The sequence below is a fragment of the Frateuria terrea genome (assembly GCF_900115705.1).
GTDB lineage: Bacteria > Pseudomonadota > Gammaproteobacteria > Xanthomonadales > Rhodanobacteraceae > Frateuria_A > Frateuria_A terrea.
This window is the reverse complement of record NZ_FOXL01000006.1, coordinates 154,066-169,377: the sequence shown is the minus strand read 5'-3', so window position 1 is coordinate 169,377 and position 15,312 is coordinate 154,066. Positions and strand designations below refer to the sequence as shown.

Below are 15,312 nucleotides of genomic sequence, written 5' to 3'. Positions count from 1 at the left end.
AGCCGCGGGGGGAATCCTTACAAACCTGTAGGGGTTCAACATGCAAGTGAAGACATTGACGGTCCGCGGGCTGATGCTGGCGGGCCTTGCCTGCGGCATGCCCGCATGGGCGGGGATGACGCTTCCCGACCACCAGGAATTCGACGCGGCGCTGCAGGTGCCGTTCCGTGCCGAGGCGTCGCGGCCGATCACCCTGCACTTCGAGTACCCGGCCGCCACGCCCGGCACGCCGGTGGCATGGGAAGTGGCCATACTCGACCGGCAGGGTCGGGTGCGTCGCGCCTGGCAGGGCCACACCGTGCTGCAGCAGCGCACCGCGCAGGCGGGCGTGAACTGGGATGGCTACGACAGCCGGCATCGGGCATTGGCCCCCGGCTACTACACCGTGCGCCTGCGTGCGATCGCGCTGGATGAAGCCAATGCCCGCCGCCTCGGTACGGGCCTGGCCGACCAAGCGCTCGCGCTGGCCGCCAACCGTGCGCCGGAACAGGTCGACGAACAGCGCTACGACATCCAGGTCGGTGCGGTAGCGCCGGCCGCGATGCCTTCGTTCCACGCCCTGCCGCGCCACGCCACGCTACAGGCGCAGTCGGTCAGTGCCGGCTCGCTGCCGTACACGATCTACTACGGCGACCTGCACAGCCAGACCAACCACAGCGATGGCGGCGGCGACCTGGCCACCTGCCACGGCGAGCAGCCACCGCAAAGCAGCGCCTATGGCCCCGCCGATGCCTACCAGTACGCCATGAACCGTGGCCTGGACATGCTGATGACCTCCGAGCACAACCACATGTTCGACGGCTCGACCGGCACCAATACCTCGGCCAACCCGGCCACGGCCAGGAACCTGTTCGCTTCGGGCCTGCAGGCGGCATCCTCGTTCCGTGCCGCGCACCCGAACTTCCTCGCGGTGTACGGCCAGGAATGGGGCGTGATCAGCAACGGCGGGCACATGAACATCTTCAACGCCGACGGCCTGATCGAATGGGAGAAGAACAGCGCCGGGCAGCTGATCGGCGACTACTACATCGCCAAGGGCGACTATGGCTCGTTGTATACGCTGATGCGCCAGCACGGCTGGATCGGCCAGTTCAACCATCCAGCCTCCAGCGGCCAGTTCGTGGTCAACGGCAGCAACTTCGGCTATACCGCCGACGGCGATGCCGTGATGGTGCTGGCCGAGGTGCTCAACAGCTCGGCCTTCTCGGTCAACACCAGCGAGACCGAGACCTCGCGGCCCAACTACGAAACCGCCTTCAACACCATCCTCGAACGCGGCTACCACGTGGCGCCCGGTTCCGACCAGGACAACCATTGCGCCAACTGGGGCGCGAGCTACACCAACCGAACCGGCGTGCTCATTCCCAGCGGCACCGCGCTCAGCCTGGCCAGCTTCCTCGATGCGCTGCGCGCGCGGCGCGTGTTCGCCACCGAGGACAAGGCCGGGCAGATCGTGTTGAGCGCCAACGGCCACGTGATGGGTGAGCGTTTCAGCAACACCGGCCCGCTCACGCTTACCGTCGACTACGCCAGCACCGCCGGCGACACCGCGCAGCGCGTGCAGGTCTTCCAGGGCGTTCCCGGCAGCAACGGCACGGTGAGCGAGCTGTCGGAAACCGCGAGCACCACGATCACGCCGACTACGGGTGATCACTTCTACTACGCCAAGATCACCCAGGCCGACGGCAACCGGCTGTGGTCGGCGCCGGTGTGGGTGACCCAGGGCAGCGGCGGCGGTGGCGGCAGCGGCGACACCACGCCACCGACGGTCAATGCCTCGGAAAGCGGCAGCGCGGGCACCATCTCGCTGGCCGCGAACGCGAGCGACGACGTCGGCGTCAGCCGCGTCGAGTTCTACGTCGACGGTGCACTGAAGGCCACCGACAGCAACGCGCCCTACCAGGCCAGCCTCGATTCGACCACGCTGGCCGATGGCTCGCATACGCTCATCGCCAAGGCTTACGACGCGGCGGCCAACGTCGGCAGCAGCGCCACTGTCGGCTTCAGCGTGGCCAACGGCAGCGGTGGCGGCAGCAGCCAGCTGCTGGTCAATGGGGATTTCGAGAGCGGTGCCACTGCCTGGACGCAGACCAGCGGCGTGATCACCAACGACAGTAGCGAACCGGCTCATGCCGGCAGCTGGAAGGCGTGGCTGGACGGCTACGGCAGCAGCCACAACGACTACGTGCGGCAGCCGGTGAGCATTCCCCCCACCGCGACGAGCGCGACGCTGGACTTCTACCTGCACGTGGACAGCGCCGAAGGCACCAGCACGGCCTATGACACGCTGCAGGTGCAGTTGATCACCTCCACCGGCAAGTACGTCACGCTGGCCACTTTCTCCAACAAGGACGCCGCCAGCGGATACCAGCACCACACGCTCAGCCTGGACGGCTACAAGGGCCAGACCGTGCAGGTCAATTTCTACGGCACCGAGGACAGCAGCGCGCAGACCTCGTTCGTGGTGGACGACGTGGCGGTGAAGGTGCAGTGATGCGCTAAAGGTCCGGCGAGGGCGGGACGATCGACCTGGCATTCGTCTCAGGGGGAGGGTGCGGGCGGGGACGGGGTCGCCGCTCGCGCCGTGTACCGCCGTGCCAGCACCGCGCACACCATCAGCTGCAACTGGTGGAAGATCATCAACGGCAACAGCACCGCGCCGAGTCCGCCCGCCTGGCTGGCGAACAGGATCCTGGCCATCGGCACGCCGCTGGCCAGGCTCTTCTTCGAGCCGCAGAACACCAGCGTGATGCGGTCGGCCCGGGCGAAGCCGAGCAGCCGCCCGGCCGCGGCGGTGCAGGCGAGCGCCAGCGCCAGCAGCAACGCGCCCATGCCCAGCGTGGCCACGAGTGCCAGCGGCGCGGTTGCGCCCCACAAGCCTTCGGCCACCGCCTCGCCGAACGCCGCGTGGACCACCAGCAGGATCGTGCCACGGTCGGTCAGCCCGAGCAGCGCGCGGTGCCGGTCGACCCGGCCGCCGATCCACGGCCGCAACAGATGGCCGGCGGCAAACGGCAACAGCAGCAGCCTGGCGATCTGCCACACCCCGGCGGCGCCGGGCGTGTGGCACGCCGTGCGTGGCCAGCAGCAGCTCGACCAGCACCGGCGTCAGCACGATCCCGACCAGGCTCGACAGCGAGGCGCTCACCACCGCGGCCGGGACATTGCCGCCGGCGATCGAAGTGAAAGCAATCGACGACTGCACCGTGGACGGTAGCGTGCAGACAAACAACATGCCCAGCGCCAGCGGCGGCGTGAGCAGCACGCGCGACAGCGGTCCCAACAGCCAGCCCAGCAGCGGGAACAGCACGAAGGTGCTGGCGAACACTGCCAGGTGCAGCCGCCAGTGCGTCGCGCCGTGCACGATCGCCTCGCGCGACAGCTTGGCCCCATGCAGGAAGAACAACAGCATGATCGCCGCATCGGTGAGCCGGTCCAGCCACAGCGCCGCGTCGCCACGGCACGGCAGCACGGTAGCCAGGCCGACCGCCGCGAGCAGCGCGAGGGTGAAACCGTCCGGCAGCAGCCGGCGCAGGAAGGCAGGGGACATGGACTGGGGCGAGGCGGTGAAGCGGGCGATGGTAGTGGTCCGTCCCGCGGCTCAGCCGTGGATGCCGCGGCGCGCGCGGCGGCGCCGGCACCACCACAGCGCCAGCGCAACCAGCGCGGCAGCACCGGCGAGGATCCACAGCCCGTGCTGGCCGCGACCGATCCACGTCGCCAGCCATTCGCGGTTGTTGGCGCCGACGTAGCCCAGGTACACCCAGACCGGCACGCTGATCAGTGCGGCCAGGCCGTCGAGCAGCAGGAAACGCAGGAACGACACGCGATGCGTGGCTCCCGCGGTGACGTAGACCGCCGTGCGCATGCCGGGCAGGAATCGCGCGAGGAACAGCAGGCGATTGCCGTAGCGGGTGAACCTCTCCTGCACCCGCGCGTAGCGCGCGAGCGTGAGCAGCCGCGCCACCAGCGGCCATTGCATGATGCGCGCGCCGTGCCGATGGCCGAGCAGGAACATCGCCGCATCGCCGGCCAGCACGCCGACCAGCGCGACCGCCGCCATCACGTGTACGTTGGCATAACCCAGCCCGGCGATCACGCCGCCGGCAACCAGCGTGATGTCCTCCGGCAGCGGCGCGCCGGCACCGCACAGCAGCAATGCGGCGAACACCGCTAGGTAGCCGCTTTCGGCGAACAGCAAGATCAGCCGTTCAAGCAACGGCATCGGCCATCCTGACTGGCACGCGCATCGGAATGTGATGGCGCACGCGCCAGGAAACGACACCCATCGATCAACCCTGGGCGGCAGAGGAGCGTCGTGCCGCCAGCAGTTCGCGCAGCTCGGCCTTCTCGGCGCTGCTCAGCGTGCCTTCGCGGTGCTTGGCCGTGAGCGCCTCGCGGCGCAGCGCGACGGCCTGGTCTTCCATCCGCGCCAGCGCATCGAGGAATTCCGCACGCTGCGCCTCCGGCTCGCCCACCACCATCGCCGCCATCAGCTTCTGCAGCGCCGGATACTCGGACCGCTCGGCGAAGTGCTCGACCAGCATCGCCGGATTGATACCCGGTCGCGTGCGGCACAGGTCGATCAGTTCGGCCAATAGCGCCACCCCCGGCTTGTCCAGGCGCAAAAAGCGGTAGGGCGGCTCGACCAGCTCGGCCACGCCCGGCTGGGCCAGCAGCAATGCGATGGCGCTGCGCACCAGCGAGCGCTGTACCGCCACCGGCCGCTGCACGGCGCGTCGCGCGGCCGGTTCGGCCGGCACGTTGGCGCGCGCGCCGGTACGCTTTTCCAGCTCCTGCGCCATCAGGTCGCGGAAGGCGCCGTCGGGCAGCTTGGCGATCAGCGGCCGTGCGCGCTCGGCCAGTCGCGCGCGGCCGTCGAGGCTGCCGGTGTCGACGTCGTGCGCGAGCTCGCCGAAGAAATAATCCGACAGCGGCGTGGCCCCCTTCAGGCGCTTCTCGAAGCCCTCCTTGCCCTCCTTGCGCACGAGCGAGTCCGGATCCTCGCCGTCGGGCAGGAAAAGGAAGAAAGCCTGCCGGCCATCACGCAACCGCGGCAGCGCCGCGTCCAGCGCCTTCCATGCGGCGGCGCGGCCGGCGCGGTCGCCGTCGAAGCAGAACACCACGTCGGGTGCGGCGCGGAACAGCACTTCGGTGTGTTCGGGCGTGGTCGCGGTGCCGAGCGTCGCCACCGCGATCGGCAGGCCCGCCTGGTGCAGCGCGATCACGTCCATGTAGCCCTCGACCACGACGATCCGCTGCAGGCTGCTGTTGGCCTGCTTGACCTGCCACAGCGCGAACAGCTCGCGGCCCTTGTGGAACAACGGCGTCTCGGGCGAGTTCAGATATTTGGGGGAGCTTTTTTCAGGAGTGCGGGCAGGGATGCCTGCTTCTTGATCTTCGCGCGAAGGACTCGCGCTCGAAGAACCTCTCAGCACTCGTCCGCCGAAGGCAATGACGCGACCCCGGCGGTCGAGGATCGGAAACATCAGCCGCTCGCGGAAGCGGTCGTAGCGGTGGCCGCGCTCGCCGGTGGCGACCATGCCGGCTTCGGTGAGCAGCTGCATGCGCCGGTCGCTGCCGCCGAGGGCCTTGATCAGGCCGTCGTAGCCGGCCGGCGCCCAGCCCAGGCGGAAGCGCGCGATGGTATCGGCATCCAGGCCGCGCCTGCGGCAGTAGGCCTGCGCCTCGCCGTTGCCGGGAAGCTCGTTCTCGTACCAGCGCGCGGCGCTGTCGAGCAGCGCGTAGAGGTCGCCCTTGTCCTCGCGCGGCGCCGCTTCGCGGCCCCCCTCGCGCGGCACGGCCAGGCCGACCGACTGGGCCAGTTCCTCCACGGCATCGGGAAACTCGAGGCGCTCGTAATCCATCAGGAACTTCACCGCGCTGCCGTGCGCGCCGCAGCCGAAGCAATGGAAGAACTGCTTGGCGGGACTGACGTAGAACGAGGGCGAACGCTCGTTGTGGAACGGGCAGCAGGCGGTCCATTCGCGCCCGGCCTTCTTCAGCGGCACGCGCCGCTCGATCACGTCGACGATGTCGACGCGGGCGAGCAGTTCGTCGATGAAGCTGTCGGGAATACGGCCGCGCATAGACGGCCTAGTCTAGGGCCTGCGCCCGGGTTCCGGGGCGCCTGCGACGTTGCGTTGGGTGGCATGACCACCTAGCGCAATGCGCGTGGCGAGGTCTTCCCGCTCTACAGGATGTGGAAGACGCCGATCACCGCCAGCAGGGCAATGATGAAAAGGATCACGAAGATCGCGAACAGCACCTTGGCAATGGTCGCAGTAATGCCCGATATACCGCCGAAACCGAGCCAGCCGGTGACCAGCGAGATGATGGCGAAAATGATGGCCCACTTGAGCATGCCGCTTCTCCCTCGCCGCGCGGCCGGGGGCGGATGCCTCCGATCAGGCGGCGCCCGGATGTTGTATGCGGTGGGGCGTGAAAGCTACGCATCAGCTCGCTGTGTGCGGCGTGAGGGCGTTCTTGCTCCCTCCCCCTCCGGGGAGAAGGCTGGGGTGAGTGGGCGATCTTGCAGGGGGCTGTGTGATGGCTCGACGTTCCGGCGAGCCCGGCTCTCACCCCGCTCCTCTCCGCGGGGAGAGGAGCGGGCGTCAACCGCCCAGGCGCGCCTTGATCCGCGCCGATACCTGTGCCATGTCGGCACGCCCGGCGGCCTGCTGCTTGACCGCAGCGACCACCTTGCCCATGTCGCGCGGCGAGCTGGCGCCGGTCTGCGTGATGGCCGCGTCGATGAGCGCGTCGACCTCCGTCGCGGTGAGCTTGGCCGGTAGGTAGGCCTCGATCACGACCATCTCGGCGCGTTCGACGTCGGCCAGGTCGACCCGCCCGGCGGCGTCGTACTGCACGATCGAATCGCGCCGCTGCTTGAGCATCTTCTCCAGCACCGCGAGGGTCTGCGCCTCGTCCAGCTCGATGCGCTCGTCCACCTCGCGCTGCTTGATCGCGGCCAGAATCAGCCGGATCACCGCCAGGCGGTCCTTCTCGCCGCCGCGCATGGCGGCCTTCATGTCGTCGGTAATCCGCTGCTTGAGGCTCATGGGCTGTCTCCGGAAACGCGAAAGGCCGGTGTCGCCATGCGTGGCAACACCGGCCTCGGGATGTCTCGACTACCGTGCCGCGCGCTACGCAGCGGCGACGGGATCAGTACATCCGGGTCTTGCGCGAAACGTCGCGCGAGAGGCGGCGCAGGTGGCGCTTGACCGCGGCAGCACGCTTGCGCTTGCGCTCCTGGGTCGGCTTCTCGTAGAACTCGCGCTTGCGGGTCTCGGCGAGCACGCCGGCCTTCTCACAGGTACGCTTGAAACGGCGCAGGGCAAGCTCGAACGGCTCGTTCTCGCGAACTTTTACGCTGGGCATGAAAACTCCGGGTGGTAAACTGGCCCGCCAACCTGGCGCGCCTTGAGAATAGGGCGAGCCGCGAAGTATAGCGTGCATATCAGCCAACTTTCAAACCTGCCCAGCAAGCCCGTCCTCGGGGTGGAAAGCTCCTGCGACGAGACCGGCGTGGCGATCCTGCGCTGGGTGCCCGAGGCGCCCGGCAGCGGCTTGCTGGCCCACGCCCTCTACAGCCAGGTCAAGCTGCATGCCGACTACGGTGGCGTGGTGCCGGAACTGGCCAGCCGCGACCACGTGCGCAAGCTGCTGCCGCTGGTGCGCGAGGCGCTGGCGCAGGCGGGCATGACCCCGGCCGACCTAGGTGGCGTGGCCTATACCGCTGGTCCCGGGCTGGTCGGCGCGCTGCTGGTGGGCGCGGCCGCTGCGCGGGCGATGGCCTGGGCGCTGGACGTGCCGGCGATCGGCGTGCACCACATGGAAGGCCACCTGCTGGCGCCGCTGCTGGAGGCCGATCCGCCCAAGCCGCCGTTCGTGGCGCTGCTGGTGTCTGGCGGACATTCGATGCTGGTCGAGGTGGCGGCGATCGGCCGCTACCGGATCCTGGGCGACACCCTGGACGACGCTGCCGGCGAGGCCTTCGACAAGACCGCCAAACTGATGGGCCTGCCGTACCCCGGCGGCCCGGCGCTGGCGAAACTGGCCGAGCAGGGCCGGGCCGGCGCGTTCCGCTTCTCCCGCCCGATGACCGACCGGCCCGGGCTGGATTTCAGCTTTTCGGGCCTGAAGACCCAGGTGCTGCTGGCCTGGCAGCAGTCGGACCAGTCCGAGCAGACCCGCGCCGACGTCGCGCGCGGCTTCGAGGAAGCCATCGTCGACACGCTGGTGATCAAGTGCCGCCGCGCGCTGGAGGCCACCGGCACAGGGCGGCTGGTGATCGCCGGCGGCGTGGGCGCCAACAAGCGCCTGCGCGAGACGCTGGCGGCTGCCGGGCAGCAGGATGGTTTCCGCACCTACTTCCCGCGCCTGCAGTTCTGCACCGACAACGGCGCCATGATCGCGCTGGCCGGCGCGATCCGGCTGGCCGCGGGGCAGGGCCAGGACGAGGCGGTGCGGGTGGCGCCGCGCTGGGACCTGCAGGGCTTGCAACCGGTCTAGGGCCGCGCCTGGCGCGCGGCGGCCATGCATTCACGCGATGCGGTACCGCGATCGCCCACGGGGCGAGTTCGAACATGCCCTAAACTGGCGCGATGGACATCGTTTTCATCGAAGACCTGCGCATCGACGCGGTGATCGGCATCTACGACTGGGAACGTCGCGTGCGGCAGACGCTCGCGTTCGACATCGAGATGGCGTTCGACAACACCGCGCCGGCGGCAAGCGACGACATTGCGCACACGCTCAACTACAAGGACGTCTCCAAGCGGCTGATCGAGTACGTAGGCGGCTCCAGTTTCGGCCTGGTCGAGACGCTGGCCGAACGTTGCGCGGCGATCATCCGCGAGGAATTCGGCGTGAGCTGGGTTCGGCTGAAACTGTCCAAGCCGGGCGCCGTGCGCGGCGCGCGTGCGGTCGGCGTGCGCATCGAGCGCGGCACGCGTCCGCAGTAATCCTTCGCCGGTGTCCGCGGCGCAAGCGTGCTCGAACGCGTCGCCGTGCACTCCCCCGGGCCTTGATCGAGGAATCCCGACGCCCATGACCGAATTGCTCGGCCTTTCCTGGATGCGCACCCTGCTCGGCGCACTGGCGCTGCTGTCGCTGGCCTGGTTGGCCGGCGAACTTTGCCGGCGCGTGCTGCTGCGGCTGGCGCAAGGCTTGGTCCGCCGCACCGCCTGGCGCTGGGACGATGCGTTGCTGCGGCGCGGTGCCTTCCGCTGGTTGGCCCGGCTGGTGACGCCGCTGATCGTGCAGTACGGCATCGCGCTGGTGCCGGGCGTGCCGGAAGCGGCCGAGGCGGTTGTCGGCAAGACGATGCTCGCACTGCTGGTGCTGTGCATGGTGATGGCGCTCAACGCCGCGTTGTCGGCCGCCGAGGACGTCTACCGGCAGACCCCGGCCGGGAAGCAGCGTTCGATCAAGGGCGTCGTGCAGCTGGCCAAGCTGGGCCTGTTCCTGGTCGGCGCGCTGGTGGTGATCGCGGCGATCACCGGCAAGCAGGTCGGCCTGCTGCTGTCCGGCCTGGGCGCGATGTCGGCAGTGCTCATGCTGATCTTCAAGGACACCATCCTGGGCTTCGTCGCCGGCGTGCAACTGTCCTCCAACGACATGCTGCGCGTGGGCGACTGGATCGAGATGCCACAGCTCAACGCGGACGGCGACGTGATCGACATCGCGCTGCATACGGTCAAGGTGCGCAACTGGGACAAGACCGTCACCAGCATCCCCAGTTGGCGGCTGATCTCCGATTCCTACAGGAACTGGCGGGGCATGCAGGAGACCGGCGGGCGGCGGATCAAGCGCGCATTGACGCTCGACGCGGCCAGCGTGCACTTCCTCGACGAGGCGGCCATCGAGCGCCTGTCCCGGCTGACATTGCTGGCCAACTACCTGCCAGCGAAGACGCGCGACGTGACGCGGTGGAACCAGGGCCTGGGCGAGGCCGCCGCGGTGCCGGGCAACCGGCGCCGGCTGACCAACCTGGGCACGTTCCGCGCCTACGTGCAGGCCTACCTGGACACCCATCCGCAAATCCACCATGGCCTCAGCTGCATGGTGCGCCAGCTGCCCAGCGGGCCGCAGGGGATCCCGCTGGAGCTGTACTGCTTCACCGACACGGTGGCCTGGGCCGAGTACGAGGGCATCCAGGCGGACATCTTCGACCACCTGTTCGCGCTGCTGCCGGAATTCGGCCTGGCGCTGTACCAGCAACCCTCCGGGCACGACGTGCGCGCGGGATGGGGTCTGCCCGCCGCGTCGCCCGTGCGCGCCGCGGCGCGGGCCGGGGCCTGACGTCGATGGACCGCGCCTACCTGAGCCTGGGCTCCAACCTCGAGCCGCAACGCCACCTGCGCGCGGCGCTGGATGAGCTGCGTGCGCGCTTCGGCGCGATCGACGTGTCGCCGGCGTACCGCAGCCGGGCGGTCGGCTTCGACGGCGCCGACTTCGTCAACCTCGCCGTGGCGCTCGACACCGACCTGGAGCCCGAGGCGCTGAACGAGTGGCTGCACGCGCTGGAGGATCGCCATGGTCGGCGCCGCGACGTGCCGCGCTATTCGGACCGCACGCTCGACGTGGACATCGTGCTGTACGGCCAGCGCGTCATCGACGGTCCCGGTCACCTGCAGGTTCCGCGTGGTGAACTGAAGCATGCCTTCGTGCTGCGTCCGCTGGCGGACATTGCGCCGGACCTGCGCCATCCGGTGAGCGGGCGCAGCATGGCCGACCTGTGGGCGGCGTTTGCGCAGCAAAGCGAGCCGCTCGAGGCGTATCCCCTGTAGGCCCCGTACGCCACTGTCGCCACTGCCGGCCGGGTGCTAGAAAGGCGCCTGGCATTCACGGACCGAAGGGGGAAGGGCATGGCCGGCAAGTTCGCACGCAGTTGGGGGTTGATGAAGGCAAGCGCCGCAGTGTTGCGCTCGGACAAGGCCCTGCTGGCCTTTCCGCTGCTGTCGGGGCTGTGCTCGCTGGTGGTGGCGGCCAGTTTCCTGGTGCCGGTGGCGCTGGCGGCGATCGCCAGCGACGGCGGCAGGTTCGACGCCCATCGCTGGTCGCCGGTCACCTGGCTGGTGATGTTCGCCTTCTACCTCGTGCAGTACTTCGTGATCGTGTTCTTCAACACCGCGCTGGCTGGCTGTGCGCTGCGCCACCTGCGCGGCGAGCCGACCCGCTTGTCCGATGGCCTGGCGCTGGCGCGTTCGCGCTGGGCGAGCATCCTTGGCTACGCATTGATCGCCGCCACCGTGGGCCTGATCCTGCGTGCGCTGCAGGAACGGCTGGGGTTGCTCGGGCGGCTGGTGGTCGGCCTGCTGGGCCTGGCCTGGACCGTGGCCACCTTCCTGGTGGTGCCGGTACTGGCCAGCCAGGACGTGGGGCCGGTGGACGCGGTCAAGCGCAGCGTGGAACTGCTCAAACGCACCTGGGGCGAGAACCTGATCGGCAACGTGGGCCTGGGCGCGGCGTCCGGATTGATCACCTTGCTTGCCATGCTGCTGGGCGCGCTGCTGATCGGCGGCGCCGTGGCACTGCATTCGTTGCCGGCGCTGGTAACGGCGGTGGTCGTGGTGGTCGTTGCACTGGTGCTGCTGAGCCTGGTGCAGGCGTCGCTGCAGGGCATCTACGCTGCGGCGCTGTACCGCTATGCAGAGGGTGGCGAGGCCGGCGCTGGGTTCGAACCGGCGTTGCTGCAGGGTGCCTTTCGCGCGAAGAAGTAGTACGGCCCGCCCCCGTCGGAGGCGCCGCCATGCTTCGATTCGCCATCAAACGGTAAGCGTGCGACCGCCGTCGACGCGGATGATCTGTCCGGTCACGAACGGCGCGTCGCGCAGCAGCCACAGCACGGCGGAGGCGACATCCTCCGGCGTGCCGGCGCGCTGCAGCGGGGTGCGCGCCAGCAGCGCCTCGCGATCGGCGTAGTCCTTGCCCTCCGCCGGCCACATGACGGCGCCGGGTGCGACGCCGTTGACGCGCACCTGTGGCGCCAGGTCCTGCGCCAGCGTGCGCGTCATCGCGGCCAGTGCGGCCTTGGCCATGACGTAGATCGGATGGCCCGGCAGTGCGCGCTCAGCGTAGATATCGACCAGGTTGACTACCGCGCCGCGCGCCTCGCGCAGTGCCGGCCAGGCCGCCTGGACCAGGAAGAACGGCGCCTGCGCGTTGGACGCAAACAACTCGTTCCACTGCGCCGGCGTGGCGCTGCCGATCGGTGTGGGGTGGAAGGCCGAAGCGTTGTTGACCAGCGCATCGAGTCGGCCGAAGCGTGCCGTCACCCGTTCGACCAGGGCCGGCAACTGCGCCAGATCGGCCAGGTCAGCCTGCACACCCAGCGTGCTGCCGGGACGGGCGCGCTCCAGTTCCGCGATCAGGGCGTCGGCGTCGCCGGCGGAGTGGCGGTAGTGCAGCGCCAGGTCGTAGCCGGCCGCGTGCAGGGCGCGCGCGATGGCGGCGCCGACGCGGCGGGCGCCGCCGGTGACCAGTGCGACGGGTGGATGTTCGGTGTCCATGCGGCGAGCTTGCCGCAAAGCGGGCAGGGCGTCACCGCTAGGGCGGCAGGTCGTCTGGTTCGATGGCGCCGTCCGGGGCACCGACCGGTTCGGTGCGGATCAGGCTGCCGCTGCCGAACAGCTCCATCGCGGTGCGCGCCACGCTGCGCGTGTCGTACCAGGCGTAGGCACCCACGCCGGCGGCGCCGATCACCGGCAGCCAGCGGGAAATGCCGGCACCGACCGCTCGTCGCGACAGGCTCACGCCGATCCGCCGGGCTACCCGCTCGGCCAGCGTGGCGGAGAGCTGGCGAAACAGCAGCCGGTCACCCATCCGCACCACCAGGTCGCGGAACGCCTGCGCCGCAGTGTGGCGAAACAGGCACCAGAGCATCTGCTCGCGTCCCAGGCTGGCGTGCTGGCCGTAGGCCGCGGCGATGTCGCTGACCATCTGCGCCTGGATCCGCCAGATCGCCACCAGCTCGGGCAGCACGGTCAGCCAGCCCAGCGGTCCGGGCGGCAGTGCCAGCGAGCCGGCGGTGAGCGCCGCCTTGCGCGCGGCCTGGCGGGCCAGTTCGTTGGCCTTCGCTTCCGGATGAAGCCCGCGATGGACCTGGCTGCCGGGGATCTGGCTGGCGAAGTCGAGGATGGCCGTGGCGATCCGGCCGTGGTCGGCGGTGGCGGGCACGGCGGGGATCTGGATCGGCAGCTCGGCCATGGTTCGTCCTCCAAGCGGAAGGCGCCAGTGTGGACGGATGGGCGTGAACGGGTCGAAGGCACATGTCCTCCTGGCGACAGCGGCGGCGGCTCCGCCCAGTCGCCACGGCTCGGCCAACCTGGACACCACCTCCGCGGCTCGATGCGGCGGCGCGGGAGCACCGCTTCGGCGTGCTCTGGCTGCAGGACAGGTTGGGCGCCACTACCAGGTCGCGCTCGGTCGGCGCTACTGCAGTCTGCTTGCAGCATCCGCCCAAACGTCGGGGCGGGACAAGGTGCCCACGCCGCATCGGCTACCCTGTGCACCTTTTGCACGATCCCCGAGCCATGGCCTCCCGACTCCCCGACCCCGGCCCCGACGAACGCGCCCATTCCGATCGCCTGCTGCAGCTGCTGCGCACGCAGATCGCCGCGCACGGCCCGATCCCGTTCGCGCAGTACATGGAGCGCTGCCTGTACGCGCCGGGCCTGGGCTACTACAGCGCCGGCAAGACCAAGTTCGGCGAGGCCGGCGACTTCGTCACCGCGCCGGAACTGGGCGGGCTGTTCGCGCAATGCATCGCCAACGCGATGCACCCGGTGCTGGCGATGCTCGGCAGCGAGGCGGATTTCCTCGAGCTGGGCGGCGGCAGCGGTGCTTTTGCCGAGGCCGTGCTGCGCGCCTTCGGCGCCGCCGGCACGCTGCCGCGCCGCTACCTGATCCTGGAACCCAGCGCCGACCTGCGCGATCGCCAGCGCGAACGCCTGGCCGCCGCGTTGCCGGCTGCGCTCAACGCGCGCGTGGCCTGGCTGGACCAGCCGCCCGAAGAGGAGTGGCGCGGTGTGCTGTTCGCCAACGAAGTGGTCGACGCCTTGCCTACTACGCGCTTCACCCTGCGCGCGGGCGAGGTCTACGAGGAGCACGTGGCGCTCGACGGCGAAGGGCGCCTGGTGCGCACCGACCGCCCTGCCGACGCACTGGTCTCCGGCGCCGTGCGCCACCTCGAACGCGACCTGGGCCAGCCCTTCGCCGACGGCTATCGCTCCGAGGTGCTGCCGCAACTGCCGTACTGGGTCCAGGCCGTGGCCGGCACCCTCTCCGCGGGCGTGATGCTGTTCGTCGACTATGGCTACGTGCGCCGCGAGTACTACCTGCCCGAGCGCAGCGACGGCACGCTGATGGCGCACTACCGGCACCACGCGCACAACGATCCGCTGCACTGGCCGGGCTTGAACGACCTGACCGCCTCGGTCGACTTCACCGCGCTGGCGGAAGCCGGCAACAGCGCCGGATTCGGCGTGGCGGCCTACCTGCCGCAGGCGCAACTCCTGCTCGCCAGCGGGTTGCAGGTGGCGTTCGAGCAGGCCCATGCGCAGGCCGGCGACGACTTTGCGCGCCACCGCCTGGCCCAGGAGGTCCGTCGGTTGACGATGCCGGAGCAGATGGGCGAGCGCTTCCAGGCGATGTTGTTCGCCCGCGGCCTGGACGTACTGCCGCTGGCTGCCGAACTGCTCGCCGCTGACCAGGGCGGACGGCTTTGAAGGCGACCGCAGCACCGCAGTGGCGCCACGGCTGGCTGGTGCTGGGCGTGGCACTGATGGCGGCCGTGGCCGCCTTCGCTCTACTGCCGGCCGCCCGCCATCTCGACGCGATGGCGCTGGCGCTGCCACAGGGCGACAAGCTGCTGCACGTGCTGGCCTTCGCCATGCTGATGGGTTGGTGGGGCAACCTCTACCACCGGCCGCGCCAACGCCTTGCTGCAGCGGCCGCCTGCCTGCTGTTCGGCCTGCTCATCGAATGCGCGCAGTGGCCGCACGACCCCGAAGACGCGAGCGTGTGGGACTGGGCCGCCGATGCGCTCGGCCTGGCACTGGGTGCGCTGCTGCTGCGGACGTCGCTGGGCGACATGCTGACGCGCGCCGAGCGCTGGCTCGGCTTGGCGCAAGCACGTTCCTGATTCCATGCGATCGCGGCGCCGGCAGCCGCCGGCAGCAACCGGTGGAGCGTGCGAGGCGACGTGGCGGGACGCCAGACCTGGGAGAGCAGCTCCGTTGGGCCCGGGCTCCCGAAAAGTGCGCCGACCGTTCTTGCGGCCTCCCGCGTTGAGCCATCGCCGGAGGT

At 69.8% G+C, this 15,312-nt stretch carries 15 protein-coding genes and 1 pseudogene; 8 read left to right on the top strand and 8 right to left on the bottom strand.

All coding sequences use genetic code 11. The annotated features are described in order from the left end of the window. The first annotated feature begins 40 nt into the window (after positions 1-40). Positions 41-2,494, top strand: coding sequence for a CehA/McbA family metallohydrolase (locus BMZ38_RS12115; RefSeq protein WP_091337861.1), 2,454 nt, complete (start codon positions 41-43; stop codon positions 2,492-2,494). A gap of 47 nt (positions 2,495-2,541) precedes the next feature. Here BMZ38_RS12115 and BMZ38_RS12110 read toward each other — a convergent pair. The 6 genes and pseudogenes from BMZ38_RS12110 to rpsU all read right to left on the bottom strand — a co-directional run bounded on the left by BMZ38_RS12110 (position 2,542) and on the right by rpsU (position 7,380). Further along, positions 2,542-3,550 (bottom strand): annotated as a pseudogene (locus BMZ38_RS12110) (bile acid:sodium symporter family protein). 51 nt (positions 3,551-3,601) lie between these two features. Further along, positions 3,602-4,225: a DedA family protein gene (locus BMZ38_RS12105; protein WP_091337858.1), complete on the bottom strand. Its 624-nt coding sequence runs from the start codon at positions 4,223-4,225 to the stop codon at positions 3,602-3,604. Between the two features lie 67 nt (positions 4,226-4,292). Beyond that, a complete protein-coding gene (locus BMZ38_RS12100; RefSeq protein ID WP_091337855.1) occupies positions 4,293-6,089 on the bottom strand; it encodes a DNA primase in 1,797 nt (598 codons plus the stop codon). A 104-nt stretch (positions 6,090-6,193) separates the two neighbouring features. Continuing rightward, positions 6,194-6,364: a DUF1328 domain-containing protein gene (locus BMZ38_RS12095; RefSeq protein ID WP_091337853.1), complete on the bottom strand. Its 171-nt coding sequence runs from the start codon at positions 6,362-6,364 to the stop codon at positions 6,194-6,196. A gap of 250 nt (positions 6,365-6,614) precedes the next feature. After that, entirely contained in the window at positions 6,615-7,061 is a 447-nt protein-coding gene (locus BMZ38_RS12090; protein WP_091337850.1) for a GatB/YqeY domain-containing protein, read from the bottom strand. Positions 7,062-7,164: 103 nt separating this feature from the next. Beyond that, positions 7,165-7,380 (bottom strand): 30S ribosomal protein S21, encoded by a 216-nt coding sequence (gene rpsU / locus BMZ38_RS12085; protein WP_055999514.1) that lies wholly within the window; start codon positions 7,378-7,380, stop codon positions 7,165-7,167. A 72-nt stretch (positions 7,381-7,452) separates the two neighbouring features. Here rpsU and tsaD point away from each other — a divergent pair, with 72 nt between their 5' ends. From tsaD to BMZ38_RS12060, 5 genes are all read left to right on the top strand, one after another. Further along, a complete protein-coding gene (tsaD, locus tag BMZ38_RS12080; RefSeq protein WP_175483768.1) occupies positions 7,453-8,514 on the top strand; it encodes a tRNA (adenosine(37)-N6)-threonylcarbamoyltransferase complex transferase subunit TsaD in 1,062 nt (353 codons plus the stop codon). Positions 8,515-8,606: 92 nt separating this feature from the next. Next, positions 8,607-8,966, top strand: a complete 360-nt coding sequence (gene folB, locus BMZ38_RS12075) for a dihydroneopterin aldolase (RefSeq protein ID WP_091337846.1) — start codon at positions 8,607-8,609, stop codon at positions 8,964-8,966. An 85-nt stretch (positions 8,967-9,051) separates the two neighbouring features. Further along, positions 9,052-10,305 carry a mechanosensitive ion channel family protein gene (locus BMZ38_RS12070; protein ID WP_091337842.1) on the top strand — a complete coding sequence of 418 codons (1,254 nt, stop codon included), beginning with the start codon at positions 9,052-9,054 and terminating at the stop codon, positions 10,303-10,305. A 5-nt stretch (positions 10,306-10,310) separates the two neighbouring features. Then, positions 10,311-10,793, top strand: coding sequence for a 2-amino-4-hydroxy-6-hydroxymethyldihydropteridine diphosphokinase (folK, locus tag BMZ38_RS12065; protein ID WP_091338369.1), 483 nt, complete (start codon positions 10,311-10,313; stop codon positions 10,791-10,793). A 78-nt stretch (positions 10,794-10,871) separates the two neighbouring features. Then, complete coding sequence (locus BMZ38_RS12060; RefSeq protein WP_091337838.1) at positions 10,872-11,726, top strand: DUF6159 family protein; 855 nt, start codon at positions 10,872-10,874, stop codon at positions 11,724-11,726. 45 nt (positions 11,727-11,771) lie between these two features. Here the strand turns inward: BMZ38_RS12060 and BMZ38_RS12055 are convergent, their stop codons facing one another. Both BMZ38_RS12055 and BMZ38_RS12050 read right to left on the bottom strand, forming a co-directional pair. Then, positions 11,772-12,515: a pteridine reductase gene (locus tag BMZ38_RS12055; protein ID WP_091337835.1), complete on the bottom strand. Its 744-nt coding sequence runs from the start codon at positions 12,513-12,515 to the stop codon at positions 11,772-11,774. A gap of 37 nt (positions 12,516-12,552) precedes the next feature. Further along, complete coding sequence (locus BMZ38_RS12050; RefSeq protein WP_245747269.1) at positions 12,553-13,212, bottom strand: hypothetical protein; 660 nt, start codon at positions 13,210-13,212, stop codon at positions 12,553-12,555. A 326-nt stretch (positions 13,213-13,538) separates the two neighbouring features. On the opposite strand from BMZ38_RS12050, the gene BMZ38_RS12045 reads away from it, so the two are divergent. Both BMZ38_RS12045 and BMZ38_RS12040 read left to right on the top strand, forming a co-directional pair. Then, a complete protein-coding gene (locus BMZ38_RS12045) occupies positions 13,539-14,732 on the top strand; it encodes a class I SAM-dependent methyltransferase (protein WP_091337832.1) in 1,194 nt (397 codons plus the stop codon). Further along, positions 14,729-15,148: a hypothetical protein gene (locus BMZ38_RS12040; protein WP_091337829.1), complete on the top strand. Its 420-nt coding sequence runs from the start codon at positions 14,729-14,731 to the stop codon at positions 15,146-15,148. The genes BMZ38_RS12045 and BMZ38_RS12040 overlap by 4 nt, the downstream gene beginning before the upstream one ends. Positions 15,149-15,312 lie beyond the last annotated feature (164 nt).

What these genes read in the sequence shown, in the direction of transcription:
- BMZ38_RS12115 (WP_091337861.1), top strand. Translation starts at nt 41, where the DNA reads ATGCAAGTGAAGACATTGACGGTCCGCGGGCTGATGCTGGCGGGCCTT.
- BMZ38_RS12105 (WP_091337858.1), bottom strand. Translation starts at nt 4,225, where the DNA reads ATGCCGTTGCTTGAACGGCTGATCTTGCTGTTCGCCGAAAGCGGCTAC.
- BMZ38_RS12100 (WP_091337855.1), bottom strand. Translation starts at nt 6,089, where the DNA reads ATGCGCGGCCGTATTCCCGACAGCTTCATCGACGAACTGCTCGCCCGC.
- BMZ38_RS12095 (WP_091337853.1), bottom strand. Translation starts at nt 6,364, where the DNA reads ATGCTCAAGTGGGCCATCATTTTCGCCATCATCTCGCTGGTCACCGGC.
- BMZ38_RS12090 (WP_091337850.1), bottom strand. Translation starts at nt 7,061, where the DNA reads ATGAGCCTCAAGCAGCGGATTACCGACGACATGAAGGCCGCCATGCGC.
- rpsU (WP_055999514.1), bottom strand. Translation starts at nt 7,380, where the DNA reads ATGCCCAGCGTAAAAGTTCGCGAGAACGAGCCGTTCGAGCTTGCCCTG.
- folB (WP_091337846.1), top strand. Translation starts at nt 8,607, where the DNA reads ATGGACATCGTTTTCATCGAAGACCTGCGCATCGACGCGGTGATCGGC.
- BMZ38_RS12070 (WP_091337842.1), top strand. Translation starts at nt 9,052, where the DNA reads ATGACCGAATTGCTCGGCCTTTCCTGGATGCGCACCCTGCTCGGCGCA.
- folK (WP_091338369.1), top strand. Translation starts at nt 10,311, where the DNA reads ATGGACCGCGCCTACCTGAGCCTGGGCTCCAACCTCGAGCCGCAACGC.
- BMZ38_RS12060 (WP_091337838.1), top strand. Translation starts at nt 10,872, where the DNA reads ATGGCCGGCAAGTTCGCACGCAGTTGGGGGTTGATGAAGGCAAGCGCC.
- BMZ38_RS12055 (WP_091337835.1), bottom strand. Translation starts at nt 12,515, where the DNA reads ATGGACACCGAACATCCACCCGTCGCACTGGTCACCGGCGGCGCCCGC.
- BMZ38_RS12050 (WP_245747269.1), bottom strand. Translation starts at nt 13,212, where the DNA reads ATGGCCGAGCTGCCGATCCAGATCCCCGCCGTGCCCGCCACCGCCGAC.
- BMZ38_RS12045 (WP_091337832.1), top strand. Translation starts at nt 13,539, where the DNA reads ATGGCCTCCCGACTCCCCGACCCCGGCCCCGACGAACGCGCCCATTCC.